This is a genomic window from Streptomyces sp. NPDC007856 (assembly GCF_042868225.1).
Lineage (GTDB): Bacteria > Actinomycetota > Actinomycetes > Streptomycetales > Streptomycetaceae > Streptomyces.
In genome coordinates this window covers 73,138-96,194 of sequence record NZ_JBIAEC010000016.1, presented here as the reverse complement: position 1 = coordinate 96,194, position 23,057 = coordinate 73,138, and the positions used below count along the sequence as shown (strand labels likewise).

Here is a 23,057-nt window from a genome sequence, read left to right as displayed (position 1 = left end):
GCGGACGATGCCGGGTCAGTGGACTGCGCAGTGGTGTGAAACTCCATTGTCATCACCTCGACTGCTCGAAAGGGAAGGTCAGAACGGTCTGTCGCCGACGATTCCGGCGCGCTCCATCTTGCGGACGGCGGGCCAGTAGTCCTGGACGGCGTAGTGCTGGGTGGAGCGGTTGTCCCAGATGGCCACGCTGTTCGGGCTCCAGCGCCAGCGCACCTGGTACTCGGGGATGGCGGCCTGGCTGATCAGGTAGGTGAGCAGCTGGCTCGCGCCGGGCGCGTAGTCCTGGCCGAAACGGACGTTCTCGGGCGTGTGGTAGTTGACGAAATGCGTCGTGAACGCGTTGACGAAGAGGATCTTCTCGCCCGTCTCGGGGTGCGTGCGCACGACCGGGTGCTCGGCGTCCGGGAACCGCTCCTTCAGCGCGTGGCGCTGTTCCTCGGGCATCACGGCGCCAAAGGTGGCCTCGATGCTGTGCCGGGCGCGCAGCCCCGGAATCCGCGTCCTGATGTGCTCGGGGAGCCGGCGGTAAGCCTCGACCATGTTGACCCAGATCGTGTCGCCACCGACCGGGGGCGATTCGACGCAGCGCAGTACGGCACCCATCGACGGGTTCACCCGCCAGGTACCGTCCGTGTGCAGCGCGTTCTCGTAGTGCTCCGCAGGGCTGTCCAGATCCTTGTAGATCCGGACCAGTCCGGGGTGGTCCGGGTCGCTGCCGGCGACGGGGTGGTCCTCCAGCGCACCGAAGCGCGAGGCGAACGCGACGTGCTCGGCACGCGAGATGTCCTGGTCCCGCAGGAAGAGGACCTTGTACTCCAGCAGGAGGCTCTTGATCTCGGCGAACAGGTCCTCGTCACGGGCGGCGTCGGCGAGGTTCACACCGGTGAGTTCTGCACCGATGGTGCAGGTCAGCGGCTCGACCTGGATCGAGGTGCGCCGTGCGGCGGAGCGCACCGGAGACGAGAGGATGTCGGGCATGGGTGCTCCCTCCATGGGAGGTGGGTCGAGGGTGCCGTGCTCACAGGACGAAGGCGGAGGACCCTGTGGTCCGCCCGGCTTCCAGGTCGCGGTGGGCCTGGACCGCGTCCTCGAGCTCGTAGCGCTGGTTGATCTCGATGGCGATGCGCCCAGAGGAGACGTGATCGAACAGTTCTCCTGCCAGGGCGTCGCGCTCGGCCGGGTCGGCGATGTAGTCGGCGAGGGCCGGCCGGGTGACGAACAGCGAGCCACGGACCGCGAGTTGCATGGCGTCGATCGGTGGTACGGGACCGGAGGCGGTACCGAAGCAGACGAGCAGGCCACGGCGGGCCAGCGAGGCCAGTGAGCCCGCGAAGGTGTCCTTGCCGACGCTGTCGAGCACCAGCGCTACACCGGCGCCGTCGGTCAGGTCCCGCACCCGCTCGGCCACGTCCTCCTGCCGGTAGCGGATGACGTGCTCGCATCCGTGTGCGCGGGCGATCTCCGCCTTCTCCTCGCTGGAGACCGTTCCGATGACACGGATGCCGAGCAGCGCGGCCCACTGGGAGACGATCAGGCCCACGCCGCCCGCGGCCGCGTGCAACAGCACCGTGTCCCCCTCCCGCAGCGGGTGGATCCTGCGCAGCAGGTAGGCCGCCGTCAGGCCGCGCATGGTCATCGCGGCCGCCGTCTCGCAGCTGATCTCCGGGGGCAGCTTGATCAGGTGCGAGGCGTCCATGACCCGCTCCGTGCTGTAGGCACCGAGCGGACTTCCGGTGTAGGTCACCCGGTCCCCCACGGCGACCTGGGTGACGCCGTCGCCGACCGCCTCCACGACGCCGGCGGCCTCGACGCCGATGCCGTCGGGCAGCCGGACCGGGTAGAGCCCGGTCCGGAAGTAGGTGTCGGCGAAGTTGAGCCCGACGGCTTCATGCCGGATGCGCACCTGGCCCGGTCCGGGGTCACCGACGGACACCTCCTCCCAGGTGAGGACGTCTGGGCCACCGGTCTCGTAGAAGCGGACGGCGTGTGCCACGGGATGCTCCCGGAGGGTTCGTAGGGTGGGGGTGAGCGCCGGTTCAGCCCTGGACGTCGCGCAGCATGAAGCCGCGCTGCCCCGGGCGGCGGTTGGGCACCATGCCGAGCCGGGCGAGGGTCTCGTCGGCGTCGGCGTAGTACTCGCCGAGCTTGTAGATCCGCTTGGCGTCCGCTCCGGTGGCGATCTCGCGGCCGAGCGCCTCCGAGATCCTCACCATCTGCTCGACCTGGGCGACGGAGGACATCCGCTCGCCCTTGGCGCGCCAGAGGTTGTCCTCGTTTCCGACGCGCACGTGCTGGCCGAGGGCGATGGCGACGGCGTTCATCGGGGCCACGGCGCGCATGGAGCTCTCGATGGTCAGGACGGCGCCGTCCGGCACACGGCGGATGAACTCGACCAGGTCGGCCGGGTGCCGGCCGGCGAAACCGCCGCCGATCGCTACGTAGTTGAGGATCAGTGGCCCGGTGTAGATGCCCGCGCGGATCAGCCGCTCCACGGTCTCCAGCTGTGCCAGGTGGGCGAGCTGGAAGTGGGGCTGGATACCGTTGGCCTGCAGGCGCTTGAGGTGCTCCAGGTAGAACTCAGGACCGGCCTCGACGACCATGTCGCGGTAGGCGCGGTAGTAGTCCGGCTTCGCGATCGAGGTGCCCACCAGGTCGTCGTCGTTCATGATCTCGACGATGTTCATCTGGCTGGTGTTGATCGCGATCGTCACCTGATCCGGCGCCGGGGTGAGGTCGGCCAGCAGGTGGCGGGTGTCGTAGGCGAGCCACTTGGCGTCGCCGCCCTCGCCCTCGGGGGCGAAGGAGATCGAACCGCCGATCTGGAGCACCATGTCCGGCACGGCCTCGCGCAGCCGTCCGAGCAGTTCGTTGAACATGGACATCCGCTTGGAGCCCTTGCCGTCGAGCTCACGCACGTGGATGTGGAGCACCGTCGCGCCGGCGTTGTAGCAGTCGACGGCCGCCTGTACGTGCTCGTCCATGGTCAGGGGCAGGTCGTCCGCGTCCCCGGGAAGCCACTCGGGGCCGTAGGGAGCGGCCTGGATCACCAGCTTCTCCTGGTTCTCCGGGAAGAGTGAGTCGTCGTGGAAATGCACGGGGCTTCTCCTTGGCGTAGGGGTGATCGCGTCACGGAGCAGGCAGCGGACGCGACGACAGGACTGCGACGGCGTACGTCCGGGCCGGTGGCCACAACTGACCCGATGGTCGCGGGCCGGTCCGGAGGAAGTGCCCTCAGGGGAGCTGCAGAGCGCTCCCTCCGGAGGCCGACCGCCTGCGCGGTGGTGCCAAGGTAGGGCGGGCGGCACGCAGCCGCTTTGCCTGTGGTGACAGGTGACTTGCCAATCGGGGACATGCGGCAGGGCCCATCGTGGGACCGCCGGCGTGCGCCCCGCGGGCTCAGCTTCCGCCGGGCACTGCCGGGCCGCCCCGGCTCCTGCGCCACTCCCGCGGACCGGTGCCGAAGTGCTCGTGGAACCAGCGGGAGAATGCACTCAGCGAAGAAAACCCCAGCAGCGTGGAGACCTCGGTCAGGGAACGGTTCGGGTTGGCGACGAACTGCTCCGCGAGCGCCGTGCGCGTCGATTGGAGCAGTGACGAGAACGTCTCTCCGGAGCGGGCCAGATGACGGTGGACCGTGCGCCGGTCGACGCCGAGGCTGCGCGCGATCTGCTCGATGGAGCAGCGCCCGGTCGGCAGCAACGCCTCGATGAGGTCGCGCACCCGGTCCACTTCGGATGCTTCCCTGGGGGCCGCGATGGGCTCGAAGTACTGCCTGGTGTAGCTGCGCAACTGGGCGTCGGCCATGGCGTTGGGGGCGTCGAGGTCCTCGGTGTAGAAGACGATGCCGTTGAAGTCGCGGTCGAACTCGACCGAGGGCCCGAACAGGCGGCGGTGGCCGGCGGTGTCCCGCGGCGCCGGATGGGCGAAGCAGACCGCCGAGGGGCGCCAGTGCGGGCCGAGGAAGCCGCTCAGCACGCGGTGGAACGCGCCCACGGCGAGTTCCGTGCCCTGCCGGGCCGGTTGCGGTTCACCGAGCCGGAGGTCCACCTTGAGCGTGGCCACCCCGTTGCCTTCCGAGAGCCGTGCGTGCAGGACCTCGTTGTAGGTGTGCTGATGGCGGATCAGCAGGGCCAGAGCACTGCGGACATCGGGCTCTTCACGAACGAGCAGGCTGATGGGGCCGAGGTTGGAGAAGCGCCGCCGCTCGGTCAGCAGCACACCGAAGTCCTCGCGCCCTGAGGCAGCAGCCGACAGCTCCAGCAGTCCGACCACCGCCGTGCCGGAGATCCACCGGTCCTGCACGGCCAGGTCCGCGGTGTCCAGGCCGACGCCCTTCATCAGTGCACGGGGATCGAGGCCGAGGGACCGGCTCAGCTCGACGTAGCCGTTCAGCGCGGCGGTGCGGACAAGGGGCCTCATGGACACGCTCCAGGGGCGGCGGGTCCCCAGAAGTTAAGTTTCACGTCCCCGCACGTCAAGCATGACGAGCGTGTGATTCGTAGCATGCCCGTTCAACACGGCCCGTGCGGCGGCGCGACGGCCGTGCCGCCCAGCCAGGGCACCGCCGGAAGAGACCGCCCGACCCACAAGGACCTTGCGGAGGCGACCATGGTCGAAACCCCAGATGCACCGACGGTGCCGGCCGGACCGTTCACGGACCCCGCCCTGTGGTACGGACCCGACCTGGCGGGCCATGACGACTGGGTCCTCAGTCTGTCCGCCGAGACACGTGAGGAATTGCGCACGGCGCTGCGCACCGCCCGCGCTCGCTCCGCCACCCTGCTGCGGATGGCCGTCGCCGACTTCCCGCTGCCCACGCTCGCCGCCGAGCTGAGGCGCGCCGCGAGAACACTGTCCGAGGGACGGGGCTTCCTTCTGATCAAGGGCATCCCGGCGGATCTGCTCGGGGAGGCCGAAGCGAGCACCGTGCTGCGCGGCATCGGCCAGTACCTCGGCAGACCCGTCCCGCAGACCGCCGACGGCCGCACCCTCTGCCACATCCGGGACGCCGGCCCGAACCCGGACGAACCTGCACTGCCCGCGTACCTGACCCGGGCAGCGCTGCCCTTCCACACCGCGGAGGCAGACCTGCTCGGCCTGCTGTGCCTGCGGTCGGCCCGCTCGGGCGGCCGTACGCTGCTGGCCGGCGCGGCCGCCGTGCACAACGCCGTGCTCGACACCCGGCCGGACCTCGCCGGGCGGCTGTACCGCAGGCACCTCTTCGACGGTCCGTCCGGGGACGGCGCGTACCTGGCCTCCCCTCTTGTCACCCGGCACGGCGACAGGCCCAGCATGCGCTACGACCGGGTCCGCCTGGGCAACGGCGCCCGCACTGCCTGCGACGGTGGTCCGGACGGCGAACAGGCCGCCGACAGGGAGCTGTACGACCTCATCGACACGACGGCCGCCTCACCCGCCGTACGGCTCGAACTGGATCTCCAGCCCGGTGACCTGCTGCTGCTCGACAACCACGTGGTACTTCACGCCCGCTCGGCGTACGAGGACTTCGACACACCGGAGAGCAGACGCCACCTGCTGCGCATGTGGCTGGCCCGCGACGAGGACGCCGCCCCGACCGTCCGCTCAGCCGGACCGCACTCCCGCCCCATGCCGCGCACCGGCGTCACCCCGAGCGACGTCATCCGTCCCCGGAGCCTGTGCAGAGCACGCCCCGGCTGTGACTTTACGCCGCTGCGCACCCACTGATACGAATCGAGGACACCCCGGTCATGCCCAATCTCGCCACGCTCCTGGTGAACTCCGCCGCCGTGCACGGATCGCACGTCGCCGTACGACACGACGACACCACCCTGACGTACGAGCAGCTCGACGAGGCGAGTGCCCGGCTCGCCACGGTTCTGCACCACCGGGGTGTCCGGCCGGGCGACGTCGTCACGATGACCATGCCCAATGTGCCGCTCTTCCCGGTCGTGTACTACGGCATCCTTCGGGCCGGCGGCGTGGTGGTGCCGATGAACCCCCTGCTCAAATCCCGAGAGGCAGCCTTCGTGCTCCGCGACTCGGGGGCCCGGACGGCACTGGTCCACCCGATGTACGCCGACGAGGTCGCGAAGGCGGCGGCCGAGACCGGAGCGGCGTGCCTGGTCACGGATCCCGACGCCTTCCATGCGCAGCTGCTCGCCACCCTTCCCCTGCCCGGAGTCGTCGATCGGGCCGACGACGACACCGCCGTGATCCTCTACACCTCGGGTACGACCGGCACCCCCAAGGGAGCCGAGCTGACCCACCGCAACCTGCTGACCAACACGGCCACGACCGCTCAGACGCTGCTTCGGCTCGGTCCGGAGGACGTCCTGTTCGGCGGGCTGCCGCTGTTCCATGCCTTCGGGCAGACCTGCGCCATGAACACCGCCGTGGCCGTCGGCGCCACGCTGACCCTCCTGCCCCGCTTCGATGCGAGCCGGGCTCTGCAGGTCATGCATCGGGACCAGGTCACCGTCTTCCTCGGCGTGCCGACGATGTACTCCGCGCTCCTGCACACCGAGACACCGAACGGGCCCGGCACGCCCAGGCTCCGGCTCGCGGTCTCGGGCGGTGCCGCGCTGCCGGTCGAGGTATTGAACCGCTTCGAGCGCGCATTCGGAGCCACCGTGCTGGAAGGTTACGGCCTGTCGGAGACATCTCCGGTGGCCGCCTTCAACCATCCGGACCGCCCGCGCAAGTCCGGATCGATCGGCACACCCGTTCGAGGGGTCGAGATGAGACTCGTCGGCGACGACGGGTCCACCGTGGAACCCGGCGCGGTCGGTGAGATCGCCGTCCGCGGGGAGAACGTGATGAAGGGCTATTTCCACAACCCCGACGCCACCACTCTCGCCCTGCGCGACGGCTGGTTCCACACCGGCGATCTGGCACGCGTCGACGAGGACGGCTTCTACTTCATCGTGGACCGGAAGAAGGATCTGATCATCCGGGGCGGCTACAACGTGTACCCGCGGGAGATCGAGGAGGTGCTGTACGGGCACCCCGCGATCGCCGAGTGCGCGGTCGTAGGTGTTCCCGACCCGCTGCACGGTGAAGAGGTGGCTGCGGTCGTGGTCCTCCGGGCCGGCGAGGCGGCCACTGCGGAGGAGATTCGCGACTACGCCAAGGAGCGCGTCGCGGCTTACAAGTACCCGCGCATCGTCACCCTGGCCGTCGAGCTTTCCAAGGGTCCCACGGGCAAGATCCTCAAGCGGGAGCTCACCGTGCCGCCGCTGACGACCCGAGACCCACTCCACCCCTGAGTGGATGTCCGAGGAACCCTCGGGCTCCGCAGCGGCGACTGAGGACGTGGCCACCTGGTCAGCGCGTTCCTGCGGCCTCTGGGGCACTCCGGTGGCTGCTGAGAAGCGTGGCGATCGGGAGGGCTGCCGCCAGGCCGCTCAGGAGGATCGCGGCGAGTGCGCCCAGAATGGCAGGTTGGTCGGCGAAGGCGAGGCCGATGGCGGCCGGGGCGGGGCCGGCGTTGCGCACCGAGGCGACACCTCCCATACTGGTGCGGCGCGTCGTCGGACCGGTGGCCAGCAGCGTTCCCACGGCGAAGGCGAACACCGCGAGCAGGGCAAGTGAACCGAAGAGATCGACGACGTCCCGCCAGTTGCCCAGCAGCATGCCCGCCAGCACGACCAGGAACGTGATGTTGGAGACCGCGGCCGCCGTGGGGTGCCACGACTGCGCCGTGGGTTCGGCGTAGCGGCGCAGGAGCAGGCCGATGGCGAACGGGACGAGTTGCAGGAGCGCCACCGTCCGCACCAGCGCGCCGACGTCGAGGGAGACCTTGGTGCCGACGTCGGCTGCGGTGAGGATGGCGTTGACCGTGGGTGCGAAGGTGAGGCTGCCGATGGCAGGCGAGCAGTACCTGCATCGCCGCGCCCGCGACGACGTCACCCTGCTGCACGGTCGCCAGCTTCGCCCCGAAGGGGCCGCCCGGGGACGAGGAGATCAGGATGAGCGCGATGAAGGAAGCCGAGGAGAGGCCGAAGAGCGCGCCGATGCCCCAGCCAAGCAGCGGGGTGACCACCATGTTGGCGATCAGCGCCAGCAACAGCAGCAGAATATCGGCGAAGACGCCACACAGTGCCGGGACGGTGGCTCGCAGACCGGCGGCGAACATGGTGGCCCCGATGAAGATGACCGTGACCGCGTCGAGGACGAGAGGCAGGACGTCCATGGCGCTTGCCCGCCCTGTCAGTCGCGAAGGTCCCCGAGCCAGCGCAGGGCGCTCAGGCTCGGCAGGAAGCAGTACTCGCCTCCCCGGGTGACGACGAACCGGGGCAATGGGGCGAGGCGGCGCCTCACCGGCCGCCGGGGAATGGTGTAGCCCGTCTCCCCGTCCTCGGATCCGACGACGGGGTCCTTCGCGTTGCCCGCCCCGAAGAAGACGCCGTCGTTCATCCACTCCGACTGGACGAACTCGAACTGTCGGCCCAGGTGGGCGCCGATGAACGCGAACATCAGACCCCGGTCCACCCCGTCGTCCTCCAGCACTCCTTCGGGCAGCGGTGGACCGTAGACGGCACCGCGCCGGATCATGCGGTGCAGCCGCACCTCCCCGGCCACCGAGGAATCACGCGGGTTGGCCCGGCGGATGTGGCAGCCGCCGGGCGTGGTGAACCCCGTCGGATCGTCCTGCTCGTACAGGAAAGTGTTGCGGCGATGGGGGTCAGCGCCGAGTGCGGGGGCGTCCTGCTGCGGGGCGAGCGCCAGCGGGGCCCCGCTGCGCCAGCGCCCCATGATCTTCGCCGCGATCAGCTCCTCGTCCTCGGCCCCGGCGGAGTTGTCCCTCAGATACCGCCTGAACCCGGCGACGTCCTGGTGGAGTTTACGGAAGACCGCACAACTGCCATTACGTCCCAGCACGGCCGGCTGCGGCATCTGGACCCCGCCGATCTCATCGGGGTAGCCAAGGACAAACTCACCGCTCTTCAAGGGCACTTCCAACTCATTGGACCCTGGAATGCCGCTGCCCTCGATGGCCGGATGGCTGACGCCGTCGAGGTAGCCGAAGTGCTCCTTCTCGGTGGGCAGCGCGTAGCAGTCCTGTCTCCAGATGGCCGACACGCCGGAGAGGCGGTCGTAGGCGGGACGGGCGCGGTCGATGGCCGCCTCCAGGCGCGGGGAGTCGGGTGCGATCGCCGTGATCACCACATGGACGTCGCGGGTACCGAGCGGTGCTTCCCAGTGCTGTGGGCTGCTCGCCCCCTCGTCGCACAGCGCTCGTGCGCGGGCGGCCATGCCCTGCCGGAACTCCCAGGCGAACGTGTCCAGCGATGAGCGCGGGACCCCCAGTGCCACCAGGCCCCAGTACGTGACGGCGACACTGACCCAGGTGTCCCCGAGGGGGCTGGAGGAGTCGGCGGCTGAGGTCGCCGCCGCGCTCGCCCGCCGCATCAGCTCCCGGCCCTGGGAGCGGTCGTCGATGCCGGAAGACCGGGTACGTCGCCGCGTAGGGGGTCGGTCGCGGGCTGAGGACCCCGCGCTGGATGTCGTCGAGTTGCAGTGTGACGTCCGTGGGCGCGTTCACGTCGGCCTCCCTGCGGCATCGCTACGAGACGAGGTTGCGCCAGAAATTCCGCAGGCTGTCGTCAGCGCCGAAGAGCGTGCTGAAGATCGTCGAGTCGGCCAGCAGCACATCGGCCGCACGGGATGGCCTTCGGCTCATCGGTCGTCACCGCGTAGTGCGGCAGGTGCATGTGGAAGTTGAAGTTCGTGACCCCGTTCAGCCACCCTTTCTCGTCCAGGTCCCTGACGGTCGGCAGAGGGGCGATCCGGTTGTCCTCACCGGTGGCGGGACGCAGCCCGTACCGGTTGATGACCAGCACGCCCAGGCCCTTCATCACGTCCCTGACGTAGGACGCGAACCGCTGCTGGCGAGGTACCAGGGGATCGCCGTGGTGGCGGTACTCCACCTCCCGCACGGACAGATCGTCCGACGCGCCGACATCGTGATGGGGTCCGAGGACGAGGCAGGCGTCCCCCCGGGCGAGGAAGGCCCGCAGCGCATCGATCTCCCCAGGCAGGGCCTCCTGCCGGGTGATCATGTGGTCCAGTCCGAAGACGAACAGCACGTCCGTGTCGTCGAGCACCCGCTCATCGAGCGGAGTGTGGAAACCGGCCTGGTCGATGCGCTGGTAGACCGGGACGGGATGCCCGGTCACCTCCTCGACGAAGTCTTGGAACGGCACCCACGCCCAGAAGAACAGCTCCAGTGATCCCGCGATGCCCTGCTGGAACTGATAGGGGTCCGACCACTTCGGGTCCTCGTAGGCTGGCCAGGCCACCCGCCGCACCTCGGTCAGGGTGGAGAAGCGGTTGTCCAACTCGGCCGCGTTCCGCCCTGCCTCGGCGGGATAGCTCCAGGAGACGTAGATGCTCACGCGTGGCCCGGCAGGGGTGTACTTCCGGGGGATATGCCTTTGGTTGTAGGTCCGCGCTGTTTTGGCCTCGCTCATCGCCCAGCCCTCACTGCATCTGGTCGAGCATCTCCGAGAGAGCGCCCTTGATCCGCAACGCCGTCTTGATCTCGTCCGCCGTCACGTACGGATACTCTCCGTACTCGATGAAGCTCGGGCAGTGGTGTTCGCGGACGAATCTTGACGAATCTGACGAACGCCTCCGGATTGGTCCGCCAGTCCTCCGAGACCCCCTCCAGATGCTCGAACGCCGTGCTCACGCCCGCCTTTGAGAAGAGCGCGATGGCGTCCTCGGTGTACTTGTCGAAGTCGGTGTCGAAGATCCCCTGGTACATGAAGGGCGTGTCGTCATCGAAGAGAACCCAGCGCAGGTAGTGCAGCTTCAACGGCGCGAGCAGGTACGGATCCCGGCCCATCCACGACTCCGGCGCACACACCCTCCTCGCCGTCCCCCTGGCCCTGCGCGGCACCGTGCTCGGGCTGTTGAGCCTGTACCGCAGCCGGTCGCCCAGCCCGTACGACGAAAACGACTTCGCACTTGCCCGCGACGTCGCACGCCACACCGCGTTGTGCATCGACAACGCCCGCCGCTACACGAGGGACCACACGGTCGCGGCGACCGTCCTGCACCGGATGCTCCCCCTCCGTCCCGCCTCCCACACCGCACTGGACGCGGCTGTCACCGCACGTCCCGGAGACGGCGGCGCCTGGTACGACACCATCGCTCTGTCGAGTGCCCGTACCGCGCTGGTCGCCGGGGCGGTGTCCGGGCAAGGCATCCACGCCATGGCGACGATGGGGCAGTTGCGCACCGCCGTCCGCTCCCTGACCGCCCTGGACCTGGACCCGGAGGACCTCCTTGCCCGTCTGAACGACACCGCGACGTTTCTGGCAGCCGAGAGGGCCTCACTACCGTTCCCGGAGCTGAGCCATCGCAAGCCGGGCACAGCCAGTTGCGTACGCCGTGTACGATCCGCTGTCGCTCACCTGCACCGTTGCAGCGGCCGGTCACCCGGCGCCGGTCGTCGTACGCCCCGACGGCACCGTCGCCCACGTCGGGACAACAACCGGGCCGCAGCTGGGCAGCACCGACCAGTCACCCTTCGCGGCCACCCGCATCCAGCTCCCTCACGGCAGCGTGATCGCCTGCCCAGACACGGTCGGCGTGGCCGCGCGCCTGTCCGATACCGAGAGCCCCCTGCGCGCGGCGCCGGCTTACGCGAACCGCCCACTGCAGGATCTGTGCGACGACATCCAGTACAGCCTTACGGCCGACACGGAGACGGACGGCGCGGTCCTCCTGCTGGCCCGCACACATCCCTTCCCCGCCGACCGCGTCGCCACCTGGCAACTCGACCACGAGCCGACCGCCGCCGCCACAGCGCGGGAATGCGTCAGTGGCCAGCTCGCCGCGTGGAACGTGGGCGAAGAACCCGCGTTCAACACCGAGCTCATCGTCAGCGAACTGGTCACCAATGCCGTCCGTTACGGCAGCCCCCCGTTGAACTTGCGCCTGATCCTGGACCGGGCGCTGACCTGCGAAGTCAGTGACTGTGCTGCCACGGCACCACGCCTGCGGCACCCCCGCACCCGACGTGATGGTCACCAACGCGCTCAGCCCCATGCGCGTCATCGAAGCCCTCGAAGACCTGGTGTCCGCGGCGGGGCTCATCGGGGCGATGTCATCCGGGCAGGGCAGTATCACGAACAACACGAGCGGGGGCCGCGAGGTCTACCGAGGGAGCAAAGCAGCCCTGAACATGTTCCTGCGGAGCTTCGCGGCCCGGCGAGGTCGGACGCAGCGCGCCTTCGTACTCATGGCGCCGGGGTGGATACGCACCGCCCTGGGCGGTCCGGATGCGCCGTTCACCATCGAGGAGAGCGTCCCCTTGCTGGTGGACGTCCTGCTCTCCCGACTGGGCACGCCCGGCCTGGCGTACCTGGACCGCCTCGGCCGGACCGTCCCTTGGTAAACCCTGCGGCCCACCCAGCACTCACATGCGCCGGCTTGGGGCAGCCCTCAAGGAGGAGACCGTGCCGATCACCGCCGTCGAAGAACGCTGGAGCATGCCGGATCCGACGGCTGCACTCCGCGCCCCGCCGCACCCGGATGAAAGTCTCCTCCTGGGGGAAACGGACGACAACCAGGAGTGCTCGGAGGACCTGGAAGCGGGCCGCATCGCGGCGATGGAGACTCAGGGCTTCGACCTTTCGGCCCTCACCCTGACTCAGCCCGGAACCCAGGCGCCGCCACCCGAAAGCCCTGGCGCTCAGAGCGCGAACGGGCAGGGTGCCGGGCGACGGCCGCCACGGCCACGTCGTTCCCAGCCCGTTTCGGCGCGGCGTCGGAAATCGGGCAGCCCGTGTTCACTCCCCCTCGACTGCCGTCGAGTGTCCGTGATGCCTCGTACCGAGGGTTCGACCCCGTGACGGAACCCTCCCTGTGCTCCGGCGAGCCGAGGACGCAACCAGTCGTTCCGGCCGCTCTACCTGACCGGGCCTTCGTCTTCTCCTCGCTGTTCGTCAGGCATGTCCAGGATGGCCTCTCGGGTGTAGTGAGGGCTCCCGCGGGGTGGGGCCGCCCCGGGGGCCATGAGTTCGGCGAGGAGTCTGCTCAGGTCATCCGTGGACAGCGCCAGGCCCAGGGTCTGCACGATGCGCAGAGCGCAGTCCCGGATGGACCGGGCACTCTTCTCGGGCGCCGCCGTGCTCCTGATCTCGTCACACACTCGGCCGAACTGCTCAGCGCTGATCGTCGGCCTACTTGCCGGTTGCGCCATGGTGCGCTCCTCCTGGATGAACGGGCCGTTCCACCCGCTCTTCCAGAAAGCGCTGAGCACACTCCGATGGCAACTGGAGAGAGCCGGCGCGCAGGCGATCGGCCAGAGGCGCTCAGACTTCGCTGGCCAGTGCCTGTCCTTGCAGTTCGACCGCTTCGAAACCGGTTCCTGACCGAGACCACCACCTCTTTTCCTGCGCCTTCAGCGAGACAAGGTCGAGATGACCCGGTTCGCCGTCGCTCTGCTGCTCGGATGCGCCCCGACCATGTCGGCCACTGTGCGCTGCCAGGGGCTGACGCACCGTTACGGACGCAAGGCCCAGCTGGTGTGCCTGGCCTGCCGTGCGGCCAAGGCCGCCGAGGATTGCTCCGGCTCATCGGCTGAGGCCACCCGGCGATCGGCGCAGCTCCCTGTGCGAACGCGGCGACGTCTCCGAGTTCCCTGTCCTCGCGGACTCGCACGAATCACGCGGGATGCCTCCAGACCCCTCGGTCCCGCGCGGTGTCCACGTCGGTCTCGGCGACCGGCTCGGGCTCGACGGGGACGACGCCCAGCGGGGTTCGTGATCCCGACGGCGTGGTGAATGGCGTCGTGAACCGCGTGCCCTCTCAGTGGTGTCCCGATGCGGCCGGGCTGAGCTGGTCCGGCGATGTACCGGCCGTGGTCGGGATGGGGCGGCGTGCTGCGCGCCACGGCCCGAAAGGCCCCTCCCGGTCGTGCCGGCCCAGCAGGAGGTTCTGGGGGGCGGCGCAGGGCGCCGGTGATCGCGCCGAGGGTGCACGGATCTCGATGAGTGCCCGGGCGACGGGCAGGTGCCGCTGCTGGTTCCCACGAATGATCAGCCCTCAATGCCCGGCGCCTCGGTCCAGGCGGTGAACCGCTCCTTGGCGGGGGCGACGTCGGTCGTCTCGGGCCACAGGGCCCACGGGTCGGTCAGGCGCGCTCGGCGAACCGCGCCTCCAAGGGGGCATGGCTTCACCGTCCGGCGCCCACGACAGCTCCTGCCCGTCGATCCGGAGGGCCTCGAACGCGGCAAAGCGGGCCGACAGCTCGGCGTGGAGCCGGATGGCAGGCAGCCCCCGCCTGCGAGTGTGGTGGTGGGGTGGGGTGGGGGCGGATACGTCAGCGCCTCGTCGGGTCGCGCGACCAGATGGCGGCGCCCCCAGGCGGGCGCCGAGGCCGATTCATCTCCGTGTACGCACAGCCAGACCACGTACGCACAGCTTGGCCACCGGCCGTGATCACGCACGGATTGACGCCTGCTGTGAGGGTTCCCAAGCTGTAGAAGGGGCGGGTGGAAGGGGTCGTGGTCGTGAGCGGTAGGCGGAGTGGACTTCCCCGGCTGCTGACCGCAGTGGAGAGGGCGGCGCCGGTGGACGCCGTCGCGGTGGTCGCTGAGGACCTCCGGCGGCGTTTCGGCGCCACGAAGGTGTCATTCCTCATCGTGGACCTGACGGGCAAGGCGGTGGCGCGGCTGGCCACGGCCGCCGGTGCGGAGGGTGGGCGGGAAGCGGAGCGGATTCCCATGTTCGGCAGCGTCTACGAGCAGGTGATCCGTACCCAGCGGCTGTACCAGGAGAGGACCGGCCAGGGACAGCGGGTGATCGTGCCGGTCACCAACCGGGGGGACGCCATCGGACTGCTGGAACTGCTCCTGCCCGCCGACCCCGGCGACGACGTCCTCGACGAGGTCGGTGAAGCCGCACACATCCTGGCCTACATCGTGATCGCCAACGGACGCTTCACCGACCTCTACACCTGGGGCAAACGCTCCAGGCCCCCCACACTGGCAGCTGAAATCCAGTACCAGCTACTTCCCCCGTCACTGTCGTGCGAGGCTGCGCAGTTCACCTTGTGCGGGAGCTTGGAGCCCTCGGAAGACCTCAGCGGCGACACCTTCGACTACGCGCTGGACCGCGACACCCTGCACGTGTCGGTGACCGACCCCATGGGCCACGACATCGATTCCGCCCTTGCCGCCACCGTACTGGTGGGCGCCCTGCGCGGCGCCCGTCGCGCAGGAGCCGGTCTGGCCGAGCAGGCCCACCGGGCCGACCAGGCCCTGACCGATCACGGCCACGGTCACGCCACCGGGCAACTGCTGCGCATCAACCTCCACACCGGCCGCGCCCAGCTCGTCAACGCCGGCCACCCCTGGCCACTGCGCATGCGCGACGGGACTGCGGAAGCGATCACCTGCGAGGTGGACCACCCCTTCGGGCTGCCCGTCTCCGTGCCTCACCCCTACCGTGTCCAGGACCTCGACCTGCGCCCCGGTGACCGTCTGCTCATGGTGACCGATGGCATGCTCGAACGCCATGGGGAGAAGGTCGACCTGCTCGCCCTCCTGAAGCGCACCCGGGATCTACACCCGCGGGAGGCGGCGCTGACGCTGACGTCCGCGGTCCGGGACGCCGCCGGGGGCCGGCTCGCAGACGATGCCACCGTGATGTGCCTGGACTGGCACGGCCCCCAGCAGACCCTGCGGCACGTCAGCTCCGGCGCGGACACTGAGCAGGCTTCAGCCGACCGCACGAAGCAGTAGCGGTGACCAGGGCGCTCCCCCGGCCGGTGCCAGACGCTCGGTTCGTTGCTCCCGCGCCTCGCCCTTCCTTCCGAGCATGAGCTCTCCCAGCTGCTGTGGGCGGCTCCGGCGACCTGACCGGATGAGACATCACGAGGCGTCCGGAGAACCGTCCCGCTTCGGCTGGAAAATCGGTTCGCCGGGGAGCGCGCCGACAACGGCAGGCTATCTTGCGCCTGCGCCGGCAGGGGTTCCAGAGGCGGTCGCAGGACCATACATCCGGTCCACGGGTCACCTGGGGATCCGCCACCCGAAAGCACTCGGCCGGGTGCTGTCGCAACCCCGCACGCGCCCAGCCGGCAAGGCGCCGAGGCCCATCGGGCCGACGACGCGGTCCCACGACTCATTGGACTGGATCGGCATGGTGACGACATGCAGCGGGATACGGTGCAGAACGTCGACGAACGGGATGATGAACCGCAACCCAGGCGCGCGCGTACCGACACGGCGGCCGAACCGGAACAGGACACCGTTCTCGCAGTGCCGGACGATCCGGATCGCCATCGCCAGCCCGATCAGGACCAGAACGGCCAGACGCCCACCGGTCATTGACGGATTCACGCTGACCGCTTGCCGGCATCGCTGACGCTGCGCCAGTAACGGGCCTTCCACCTGACTCGGACACGACATCCTTACCAGGGTATGGACACGTGCGGCAGAACCGCTTCGAGATCTGTGGCAGGCAGGCAGGCCCGACATGACCGGACCGCACTCCGCTCAGCCGCGACAACTCCGTGAGGGTGCGTCCGGCCGGTCACTGGATGCGGATCTCGGCCACCTGCAGGAAGTACCCGGTGATCTCGCCGGGGGCGGGGGCGCGGGCACCGAGCTCGGTGGCTTGCAGCCGGGTTGGCCTGCCCCGTTCACCGTGCCGACAGTTGAAAGCCAAGACGCTTGTGCTCCGGCCTTGCAGGGGCCGAGCTTCTCCTGTTCCAGGTGCTCACCGCCGGGCTGTGCACCCACCCTCGGTCCGTGCCGCCGCCCACAGTGCGATCTGCGTGCGAGAGCGCAGGCCCAGCTTGTCGCGGATCTTGTCCAGGTGCGTGGCGACCGTGTGGACCGAAAGGCCGAGCCTGTCCGCGATCTGCCGGTTGGTCAGCCCTTCGGCGACGAGTTCGGCCACCGTGGACTCCCTTGCGGTGAGCCGGAACCGCTCGTCGGTGGCGCGGACATCGCGCCTCGACCGGTCCTCGCCGTTCCCTGCGCCGAGCGCGTACGCGACCAGCCGCTCTCCGCGCAGCCCATGGGCACCGGCGACGGCAGCCTCCCGCGCGGCAGCCGACAGCCGTGTCCTGGCACGCGCCGCCGCCTGTTCCATCCTGTGCCGCCAGGGAGCCTCGGGCTCGGTGTCCAGGCGGCGCCGCGCCTGCACGCTCGCCTCGTACAGCCTCAGCGCACGCTGCATGTCGCCGCTCTCCGCGGCCACGAGGGCCAGGCCCTCCACGGGGTACAGGGCATGGAAGCTGGCCCCAGGAGCGATCCGCAGCACCTCGGAGAACAAGGTCTCCGCGCTGCGCAGACGCCCGAGGGCCAGCCGTACGGCTCCCGCGGTGTGCAGCGCGGCCGCGATCCGAGGCCACGGCGCTTGTTGCCTCAGCACGGGCAGAGACCGTGTCATCAGTTCGTCGGCCTCCAACTCGCCGCCGGACTGAAGCAGCGCCCAGGCCAGGTGATGGGTGCACCAAGCAATGTCCTGCGGCCTGCCGAGGGAAGCGACGGCCTCCAGGCACTCCCGCAGATCCGCGACGGCCTCGGTGAACTCACCACGGCACAGGCGCGCCGCCGCCCGGGCGTCCAGGGCGTTGGCCAGTCCGGCGGCGTCACCGCGCATCCGTTCGCTCCGCACCGCCTGCGCCCCCAGGCACAGCGCCTCGTCCAGATCGGCCTGCTGGCAGGCCACGCGCGCGGCGAGCGCCGGCACCTGCCCACCCAGCGCCCGGCCCCCGGCTCCCCGCAGTGGTCCGCTGAGCAGCGCACGGGCGGCCGACGGCTGCTCCTGCTGGTAGTGCACTCGTGCCAGCTCCAGTGTCAGCCGCGCCAGTACGGCATCGTCGTGGCCGGCGCTGCAGGCCAGTACCGAGGCGAGATTGTCCCGTTCCGCCGCGAGCGGGCTGCCGGCCTGGTCGGCGAACACCTCCCCGCAGCCCCGCCCGGCCAGCTCGGTCAGCTCGGTCAGCTCGGTCAGCTCGGTCAGCTCGGTCAGCTCGGTCAGCTCGGTCAGCTCGGTCAGCTCGGTCAGCTCGGTCAGCCACGCGAGCGCCCGGCGCAGGGTGGCGTCAAGCTCGCCGGATGCACGCAGACGGTCCAGGGCGCAGGCACGGACGGCACTCAACTGCCTGAAGCGTGTGGGCGCCGTCTCTCCCGGCAGACGTACGACGAGCGACTTCGCTTCCAGGGCGCACAGGATGCGCAATACCTGCTGCCGGCCAATGCCGTCACCGGCGCAGACTGATTGCGCAGCGGTCGCGTCGAACCCGCCGACCAGGACCGAGAGGCGCCGGAAGACCGCCTGCTCGGCCGGATCCAGCAGCCGATGGCTCCAGTCGACCGCTGCGGCGAACCCACTGTGGCGTGCGGGTCCGGTTCTGCTTCCCCCGGTCAGAAGGTCCAACTGGCAGAACTGGTCGTCCAGCCCGGCCAGGATGTCGCTCAGCGCGAGCGCACCGACGTGGCGGGCCGCGAGTTCGACTGCGAGCGCCAGGCCGTCCAGGCGCCGGCAGATCTCGGCCACCAGATGGCCGTTGCCGCGATGGAGCGCGAACCCTGGGGAGTTGCTCGCGGCCCGGTCGACGAAGAGCCGTACGGCATTGGACTGCAGGAGGGCCGTCGCATCGTCTCCGGCGTCGGCCGGCGGCAGGGACAGCTCGCCGAGCCGGAACACGGTCTCGCCGGGCACCCTCAGGGCCTCCCGGCTGGTGGCCAGGATGCGCAGACGGGGGCAGCGGCCCAGCAGGGTCGCCGCCAGCCGGGCGCAAGGCTCGGCCAGATGCTCGCAGTTGTCCAGAATCAGCACCCGGGAGGCGTCACCGATCGACCGGACCAGCACGTCGACGCCGGTCCGGCCCGCTCGTTCGCCCACCCCCAGCACGGCGGCCACGGACTGCGTCGCCAACGCGCCGTCCTGGAGTGAGGCGAGTTCCACGAGGTCGACTCGTGCGAAGCGCCTCGGTAATCCCTTGGCGAACTCCAGCGCCAGCCGGGTCTTGCCCACACCGCCCGCACCGGTCAGCGTGAGGAGGCGCGAGCTCCTCAGGAGCGTACGCAGGGCCGACAGCTCGCTCTGCCGGCCGACGAAGGAGTCGAGCGCCGACGGCAGGACGTTGCCACCGGCCGTCGAGACCGCAGGCGTGACACCCGAAGCCGCCCGTCGCCGCAGCGCCCGCTGCCGACAGGCGCTGGAGCAGTATCGAGCCGGCCGACCCCCGTGCGGCCTCACGGTCAACGTCGCACCGCACACTTCACACGTTCGACTCCGGCTCATGTCCGACTCCTGGCCTCACCGCCCCGGAACGAAACCATCGCCTTCGGCCATGTGTCTCTACGAAGTCCGAGCCGGTTGGCTCCGGCAGGAGCAGTGCGGCCGGAGTCGCGCGTGCGATGGCCGACACGGTGGCAGGGCCGGCCACTGCAGGCGTCCGGGTGCGTCAGGGTGTGGCGGCGGGGTCGATGCCGAGCACGACGGTTCCGGTCACCCCCCTGCCGAGGTCGCTGCCTGCCTGGGTGAGGGTCAGCAGGGTCGAGGACCCGCCGTTGCGGTAGATGCCGTCCCGCGCGTTGAGCGTGCGGGTGACCGTGTTGTTCCGGTACGGCGACAGGGCGGCGATCCTGGTGTTGTACGCCTCCGGGAAGTAGACGACGAGATCACTCCCAGCAAGGCACCACGCTCGTAAAGCAGCGGGACGCTGTGACAAGCGCGGCTGCCGGCGTGCAGGATCACGTGCCGGGAGTCCTCGTCGAAGACGGTGGCACTGGCGACGTCGCGAATGGTCACCTGCCGGCGGTCACGGGCGGCCTGCGCGCATGCGGTGCCGGAGTGGTCGACGAAGGCGAAGAAGTCCGTGGACTGCCGACCGAGCCCGGAGTGCTTCTCCAGGCGCAGCAGTCCGCCCTCGGCGAGCTGCACATTGCCCATGGCGGTCTCGGCGATCTCCAGCACGCGGCGCAGCCCCGCGCCGAGGACCGCGCCCTGTGAAGCCGTCGAGCTTGTGCTGCGGGGCAGCCGGAGCCCGGGAGGCCGGGGAGCACCGGCCCGGGCGCGGTGGGGAAACCAGGCACCGGTCCGCTCGTCCGGCCCGGCGATGCGGATGACCGCGTCCGCAAGCCGGACGGACTCGGATTCGTGGTGACGTGAATGTCGATCTCCTGGCCCACGACTCCTCGCCCTCCTCGCTGCTCGGCAGGCCACCCACATGATCCGGGCTCTTGCGTTGTCTCCTTTCCAGCGCGCACACCTAGGCGTCACAGTCGCAGGATCATCGCGTAGGGCGAGCATTCGACGTGGCCTCAGGGCGAGACGCCGTCGTCCGACCGTGGCAGTCGCAGGGCGAGCAGGGCGATGTCGTCGTGGGCCCCTGCCACGAGTCCGTTCATCAGCTCGTCGCTCAGCTCGTCGAGGTCCTGGTCGACCCAGGCGGCAGCGTGCTGCCGGAGCCGGGTCATACCGTGATCCATGGATTCGCCGCGCCGTTCGATCAAACCGTCCGTGTACAACAGCAGGGTGCTGCCCTCGGGCAGCGGCAGGCAGGCACTGGGCCGTTCGGCGTGCGGGTCGACGCCCAGCAGCAGGCCGTGTGCTTCGTGCAGGTAGGCGGTGTCGCCGTCTGCGGTGACGAGGAGGGGCGGTGGATGTCCGGCACTCGCCCATTCCAGCTGGTACGGCCCTCCTTCCTGGCCCTTGAGCAGCGCGTACACGCAGGTGGCGGTCCGGTGTCTGTAGAGGGCGTCGACCGCGAGGTCCAAGCGACGCAGGATCATGCCGGGGGGCTCCCGGCGGTCGCAGGCGATGCCACGCAGCATGTTCCGCATCTGGCTCATGGTCACGGCGGCATGCAGATCGTGGCCGGTGACGTCGCCGATGATCAAAGTGGTGTCACCGCTTTCCGGCAGGACGAAGCTGTCATACCAGTCACCACCGATCTGCGCCGTGGTGCCCGCCGGGGAGTAGCGGGCGGTGAGGCGCAGACCCGGTACGACGGGCAGGTCCGGCAGCAGGGAGCGCTGGAGGCGCTCGGCGACGGCCTGGGTCTCGGCGTAGAGCCTGGCGTTGTCGAGAGCCAGCGCGATGCGGTGGGTCAGGTCCTCGACCAGCGCCAGTTCCGCCTCGCCCCATGGCGGGTTCCCCTCGCTCCTGACCAGGGTCAGCGCACCCAGCACTCTCCGGCGTGCCCGCAAGGGTGCCACGATCACGGAGTCTCCCCCGAGTCGGGCGAACGGCCGCATGGATGCGGCATGCAACGGATCGGACGCCTCCTGCCCGCTCGGCAGGCGCCCGGCCGACAACAGCAGCGGGCCGGCGCCGCGAAGCACCCGTGACAGCGGGCCTGTCGCCGTCTCCGGCACCGGCGGCAACGGTCCCGTCAGGCCGGTCAGGGCGGCGTTGGGGTCACGGTGCGAGACACAGACCCGCTCGACGGCGCCGTCCTCGTCCATCAGGTCGGCCGCGGCCCAGTCGGCCAGACCCGGCACCAGCACCCGGCACACCCGCCTGAGCCCCTCGACCGCGTCCAGCGTGCTCGACAGCGCCGCCGCGCTCCGGGTGGCGAACGCCAGCTGGTCGAGCGCGGCTCGCAGCGCCGCGTTCGAGTCATCCTCGTTCATGCCGACCACCTACCCGCCTGGTCGCCCTACGGCCGCTGCCGCCCTGGGAAACCACTCCCCAGGCAGTGCACTGCGTCCGTGTACGGCACGGGGCCCAGGCATGTCCTTACGGTCTCACCGGGGCCGCGTCTCCTCCTTACGGCTCTGGTCGGCCGGCCGGGCCGAGAACTATGCGTTCATGGACCGGGCCATCGCCGAGCAGTTCCGGCCCGACCACTTCGTCACCGCGCAGATGATGCGCCTGACCATCGCAACGGGCCACCTGCAGTGGGTCAACGCGGGCCACCCCGCACCGCTGCTGATCCGCAACCACCAGGTCGTGCGGCAACTGACGGGCCCGACCACCCTGCCGGTCGGCTTCGGCGGTGAAGAGCCCCGGATCAGCGAGCAGACGCTCCAGCACGGCGACCGGGTGCTGTGCTTCACCGACGGCCTGATCGAGGAGCACGAAGCAAGCGAAGAGCAGTTCGGGAAGGAGCAACTCATCCACTGGGTCAACCGCATCGGACACACGGAGAAGGGAGTACGCGCGGTGGTGCGCGCACTCTCCCACTGCAGAAGGCCGTGGTGGGAGGTCGCCCGGGTAGCCGTGGAGCAGGGTGCTGTTACCGGTGAGGGCGATGATTCGAGCCAGCGCCGGTGGCGGGTGGTGCAAGCGCAGGGATCCGCCGGCCACAGCGGTGCCCGCGACGCGGGGCAAGGTCGCCATGCGATCACCGTGGCGCGTGGTGAAGCACTGCATCACGAAGGCCGCCCAGGGCGATCACCGCCAGGCGCAGGCCCACCGTCGTGACGGTCTCCATGCCTCACATTCCTTCTGCCGGGGTGGGCACGTGGTCGATGACCGTTCGGACGGAGGCATGTAAGGCCGGACGGCGGGCGTCATGCCCGCCCTCGGAGTCCCAGACCGCCTCCCGGATCAAGTCCGAGCCGGCCGCTGCCTCCGCCGCCCGGAAACGTTCGGCCTCGTGAATCAGGCCGGTCGCCGTGAGGCTCCGCGACGGGTCGGTGGCCGTAGCCATGAGCCGGGCCGCGGTGGCCGGCTCTGTCTCCGGTGGGATCACCAGCAGGTCCCAGCGGCCGACGGTATAGGAGAGCAGCAACAATTTGTGCGGGTCTTGCTCGGCTTCGAACCAGCCGACGTGCACCACGTGCCCTTGGACGGGAACCTTTCGGGGGATGACGGGCCAGAACGTGGGATTCACCGTTACTCGGGTGATCCGCCCCCACAGCGGATCGAGGACCTCGATGAGCGCCGGAAGCTCCCCCGTCAGGTCGCGGGAGCGGGGCCACCAGGCACCGTCGATCAGGGCCGGAGCGGTTCCGGGGGGTGCCAGGACGAGCCGGAGGGGCGACGAAGAAGGAGTCCGGTCTTCGACCGCGGGCTTCAACAGAATGGTCGCGGTCATGACGCGGACCTAACCCCGGGCCGGTCGTGGCCCACCCGGTTGTCGTGAATCG

The 23,057-nt window shown here is 69.9% G+C and carries 19 protein-coding genes and 5 pseudogenes; 9 read left to right on the top strand and 15 right to left on the bottom strand.

Features of this window, described 5'->3' with window-relative positions; translation table 11 throughout:
* Window positions 1–78 precede the first annotated feature (78 nt).
* The 4 genes from ACFYOH_RS32855 to ACFYOH_RS32840 form a co-directional block, all read right to left on the bottom strand.
* Window positions 79–978 (bottom strand): TauD/TfdA dioxygenase family protein, encoded by a 900-nt coding sequence (locus ACFYOH_RS32855; RefSeq protein ID WP_388633196.1) that lies wholly within the window; start codon window positions 976–978, stop codon window positions 79–81.
* 40 nt (window positions 979–1,018) lie between these two features.
* A complete protein-coding gene (locus ACFYOH_RS32850) occupies window positions 1,019–1,993 on the bottom strand; it encodes a quinone oxidoreductase family protein (protein ID WP_388633193.1) in 975 nt (324 codons plus the stop codon).
* 43 nt (window positions 1,994–2,036) lie between these two features.
* Window positions 2,037–3,095, bottom strand: coding sequence for a 3-keto-5-aminohexanoate cleavage protein (locus tag ACFYOH_RS32845; RefSeq protein ID WP_388633190.1), 1,059 nt, complete (start codon window positions 3,093–3,095; stop codon window positions 2,037–2,039).
* Window positions 3,096–3,396: 301 nt separating this feature from the next.
* Window positions 3,397–4,419: an AraC family transcriptional regulator gene (locus tag ACFYOH_RS32840; RefSeq protein WP_388633187.1), complete on the bottom strand. Its 1,023-nt coding sequence runs from the start codon at window positions 4,417–4,419 to the stop codon at window positions 3,397–3,399.
* A gap of 84 nt (window positions 4,420–4,503) precedes the next feature.
* Here ACFYOH_RS32840 and ACFYOH_RS32835 point away from each other — a divergent pair, with 84 nt between their 5' ends.
* Window positions 4,504–5,706: a TauD/TfdA family dioxygenase gene (locus tag ACFYOH_RS32835; protein ID WP_388633184.1), complete on the top strand. Its 1,203-nt coding sequence runs from the start codon at window positions 4,504–4,506 to the stop codon at window positions 5,704–5,706.
* Between the two features lie 23 nt (window positions 5,707–5,729).
* Complete coding sequence (locus ACFYOH_RS32830; RefSeq protein ID WP_388633181.1) at window positions 5,730–7,247, top strand: long-chain fatty acid--CoA ligase; 1,518 nt, start codon at window positions 5,730–5,732, stop codon at window positions 7,245–7,247.
* A 58-nt stretch (window positions 7,248–7,305) separates the two neighbouring features.
* Here the strand turns inward: ACFYOH_RS32830 and ACFYOH_RS32825 are convergent, their stop codons facing one another.
* The 5 genes and pseudogenes from ACFYOH_RS32825 to ACFYOH_RS32805 all read right to left on the bottom strand — a co-directional run bounded on the left by ACFYOH_RS32825 (window position 7,306) and on the right by ACFYOH_RS32805 (window position 10,990).
* On the bottom strand, window positions 7,306–7,890 hold the full coding sequence (locus ACFYOH_RS32825) for a hypothetical protein (RefSeq protein ID WP_388633178.1): 585 nt from the start codon (window positions 7,888–7,890) through the stop codon (window positions 7,306–7,308).
* Between the two features lie 46 nt (window positions 7,891–7,936).
* Window positions 7,937–8,116, bottom strand: a pseudogene (locus ACFYOH_RS32820) (hypothetical protein); the annotation flags it as partial.
* 74 nt (window positions 8,117–8,190) lie between these two features.
* On the bottom strand, window positions 8,191–9,393 hold the full coding sequence (locus tag ACFYOH_RS32815) for a Dyp-type peroxidase (RefSeq protein ID WP_388633175.1): 1,203 nt from the start codon (window positions 9,391–9,393) through the stop codon (window positions 8,191–8,193).
* A gap of 194 nt (window positions 9,394–9,587) precedes the next feature.
* On the bottom strand, window positions 9,588–10,379 hold the full coding sequence (locus tag ACFYOH_RS32810) for a hypothetical protein (RefSeq protein ID WP_388633173.1): 792 nt from the start codon (window positions 10,377–10,379) through the stop codon (window positions 9,588–9,590).
* A gap of 71 nt (window positions 10,380–10,450) precedes the next feature.
* Window positions 10,451–10,990, bottom strand: coding sequence for a hypothetical protein (locus ACFYOH_RS32805; protein ID WP_388633170.1), 540 nt, complete (start codon window positions 10,988–10,990; stop codon window positions 10,451–10,453).
* Here ACFYOH_RS32805 and ACFYOH_RS32800 point away from each other — a divergent pair.
* The 5 genes and pseudogenes from ACFYOH_RS32800 to ACFYOH_RS32780 all read left to right on the top strand — a co-directional run.
* Window positions 10,875–11,285, top strand: a pseudogene (locus ACFYOH_RS32800) (SpoIIE family protein phosphatase); the annotation flags it as partial. The gene ACFYOH_RS32805 and the pseudogene ACFYOH_RS32800 overlap by 116 nt on opposite strands.
* Before the next feature lie 94 nt (window positions 11,286–11,379).
* Window positions 11,380–11,952, top strand: a pseudogene (locus ACFYOH_RS32795) (SpoIIE family protein phosphatase); the annotation flags it as partial.
* A gap of 58 nt (window positions 11,953–12,010) precedes the next feature.
* Window positions 12,011–12,388 (top strand): annotated as a pseudogene (locus ACFYOH_RS32790) (SDR family oxidoreductase); the annotation flags it as partial.
* 682 nt (window positions 12,389–13,070) lie between these two features.
* The gene (locus ACFYOH_RS32785) at window positions 13,071–13,367 is read left to right on the top strand and encodes a hypothetical protein (protein ID WP_388633168.1); all 297 of its coding nucleotides are present in this window, start codon (window positions 13,071–13,073) and stop codon (window positions 13,365–13,367) included.
* A gap of 1,200 nt (window positions 13,368–14,567) precedes the next feature.
* Window positions 14,568–15,740, top strand: coding sequence for a PP2C family protein-serine/threonine phosphatase (locus ACFYOH_RS32780; protein ID WP_388633553.1), 1,173 nt, complete (start codon window positions 14,568–14,570; stop codon window positions 15,738–15,740).
* A 270-nt stretch (window positions 15,741–16,010) separates the two neighbouring features.
* Here the strand turns inward: ACFYOH_RS32780 and ACFYOH_RS32775 are convergent, their stop codons facing one another.
* The 4 genes from ACFYOH_RS32775 to ACFYOH_RS32760 all read right to left on the bottom strand — a co-directional run bounded on the left by ACFYOH_RS32775 (window position 16,011) and on the right by ACFYOH_RS32760 (window position 19,770).
* Window positions 16,011–16,409: an SPFH domain-containing protein gene (locus ACFYOH_RS32775; RefSeq protein ID WP_388633166.1), complete on the bottom strand. Its 399-nt coding sequence runs from the start codon at window positions 16,407–16,409 to the stop codon at window positions 16,011–16,013.
* A 124-nt stretch (window positions 16,410–16,533) separates the two neighbouring features.
* Complete coding sequence (locus tag ACFYOH_RS32770) at window positions 16,534–16,668, bottom strand: hypothetical protein (protein ID WP_388633164.1); 135 nt, start codon at window positions 16,666–16,668, stop codon at window positions 16,534–16,536.
* Window positions 16,669–16,719: 51 nt separating this feature from the next.
* Window positions 16,720–19,215: an ATP-binding protein gene (locus ACFYOH_RS32765; protein ID WP_388633550.1), complete on the bottom strand. Its 2,496-nt coding sequence runs from the start codon at window positions 19,213–19,215 to the stop codon at window positions 16,720–16,722.
* A gap of 291 nt (window positions 19,216–19,506) precedes the next feature.
* A complete protein-coding gene (locus ACFYOH_RS32760; RefSeq protein ID WP_388633548.1) occupies window positions 19,507–19,770 on the bottom strand; it encodes a hypothetical protein in 264 nt (87 codons plus the stop codon).
* Here ACFYOH_RS32760 and ACFYOH_RS32755 point away from each other — a divergent pair.
* The gene (locus tag ACFYOH_RS32755; RefSeq protein ID WP_388633568.1) at window positions 19,705–19,971 is read left to right on the top strand and encodes a hypothetical protein; all 267 of its coding nucleotides are present in this window, start codon (window positions 19,705–19,707) and stop codon (window positions 19,969–19,971) included. The genes ACFYOH_RS32760 and ACFYOH_RS32755 overlap by 66 nt on opposite strands.
* Before the next feature lie 311 nt (window positions 19,972–20,282).
* Here ACFYOH_RS32755 and ACFYOH_RS32750 read toward each other — a convergent pair whose 3' ends face one another.
* Window positions 20,283–21,596, bottom strand: a complete 1,314-nt coding sequence (locus ACFYOH_RS32750; RefSeq protein WP_388633161.1) for a PP2C family protein-serine/threonine phosphatase — start codon at window positions 21,594–21,596, stop codon at window positions 20,283–20,285.
* A 160-nt stretch (window positions 21,597–21,756) separates the two neighbouring features.
* Between ACFYOH_RS32750 and ACFYOH_RS32745 the strand changes: the two are divergent.
* Window positions 21,757–22,149, top strand: a pseudogene (locus tag ACFYOH_RS32745) (PP2C family protein-serine/threonine phosphatase); the annotation flags it as partial.
* A 253-nt stretch (window positions 22,150–22,402) separates the two neighbouring features.
* On the opposite strand, the gene ACFYOH_RS32740 reads toward ACFYOH_RS32745, so the two are convergent.
* Complete coding sequence (locus ACFYOH_RS32740) at window positions 22,403–23,005, bottom strand: DUF5994 family protein (RefSeq protein WP_388633158.1); 603 nt, start codon at window positions 23,003–23,005, stop codon at window positions 22,403–22,405.
* Between the last annotated feature and the right edge of the window lie 52 nt (window positions 23,006–23,057).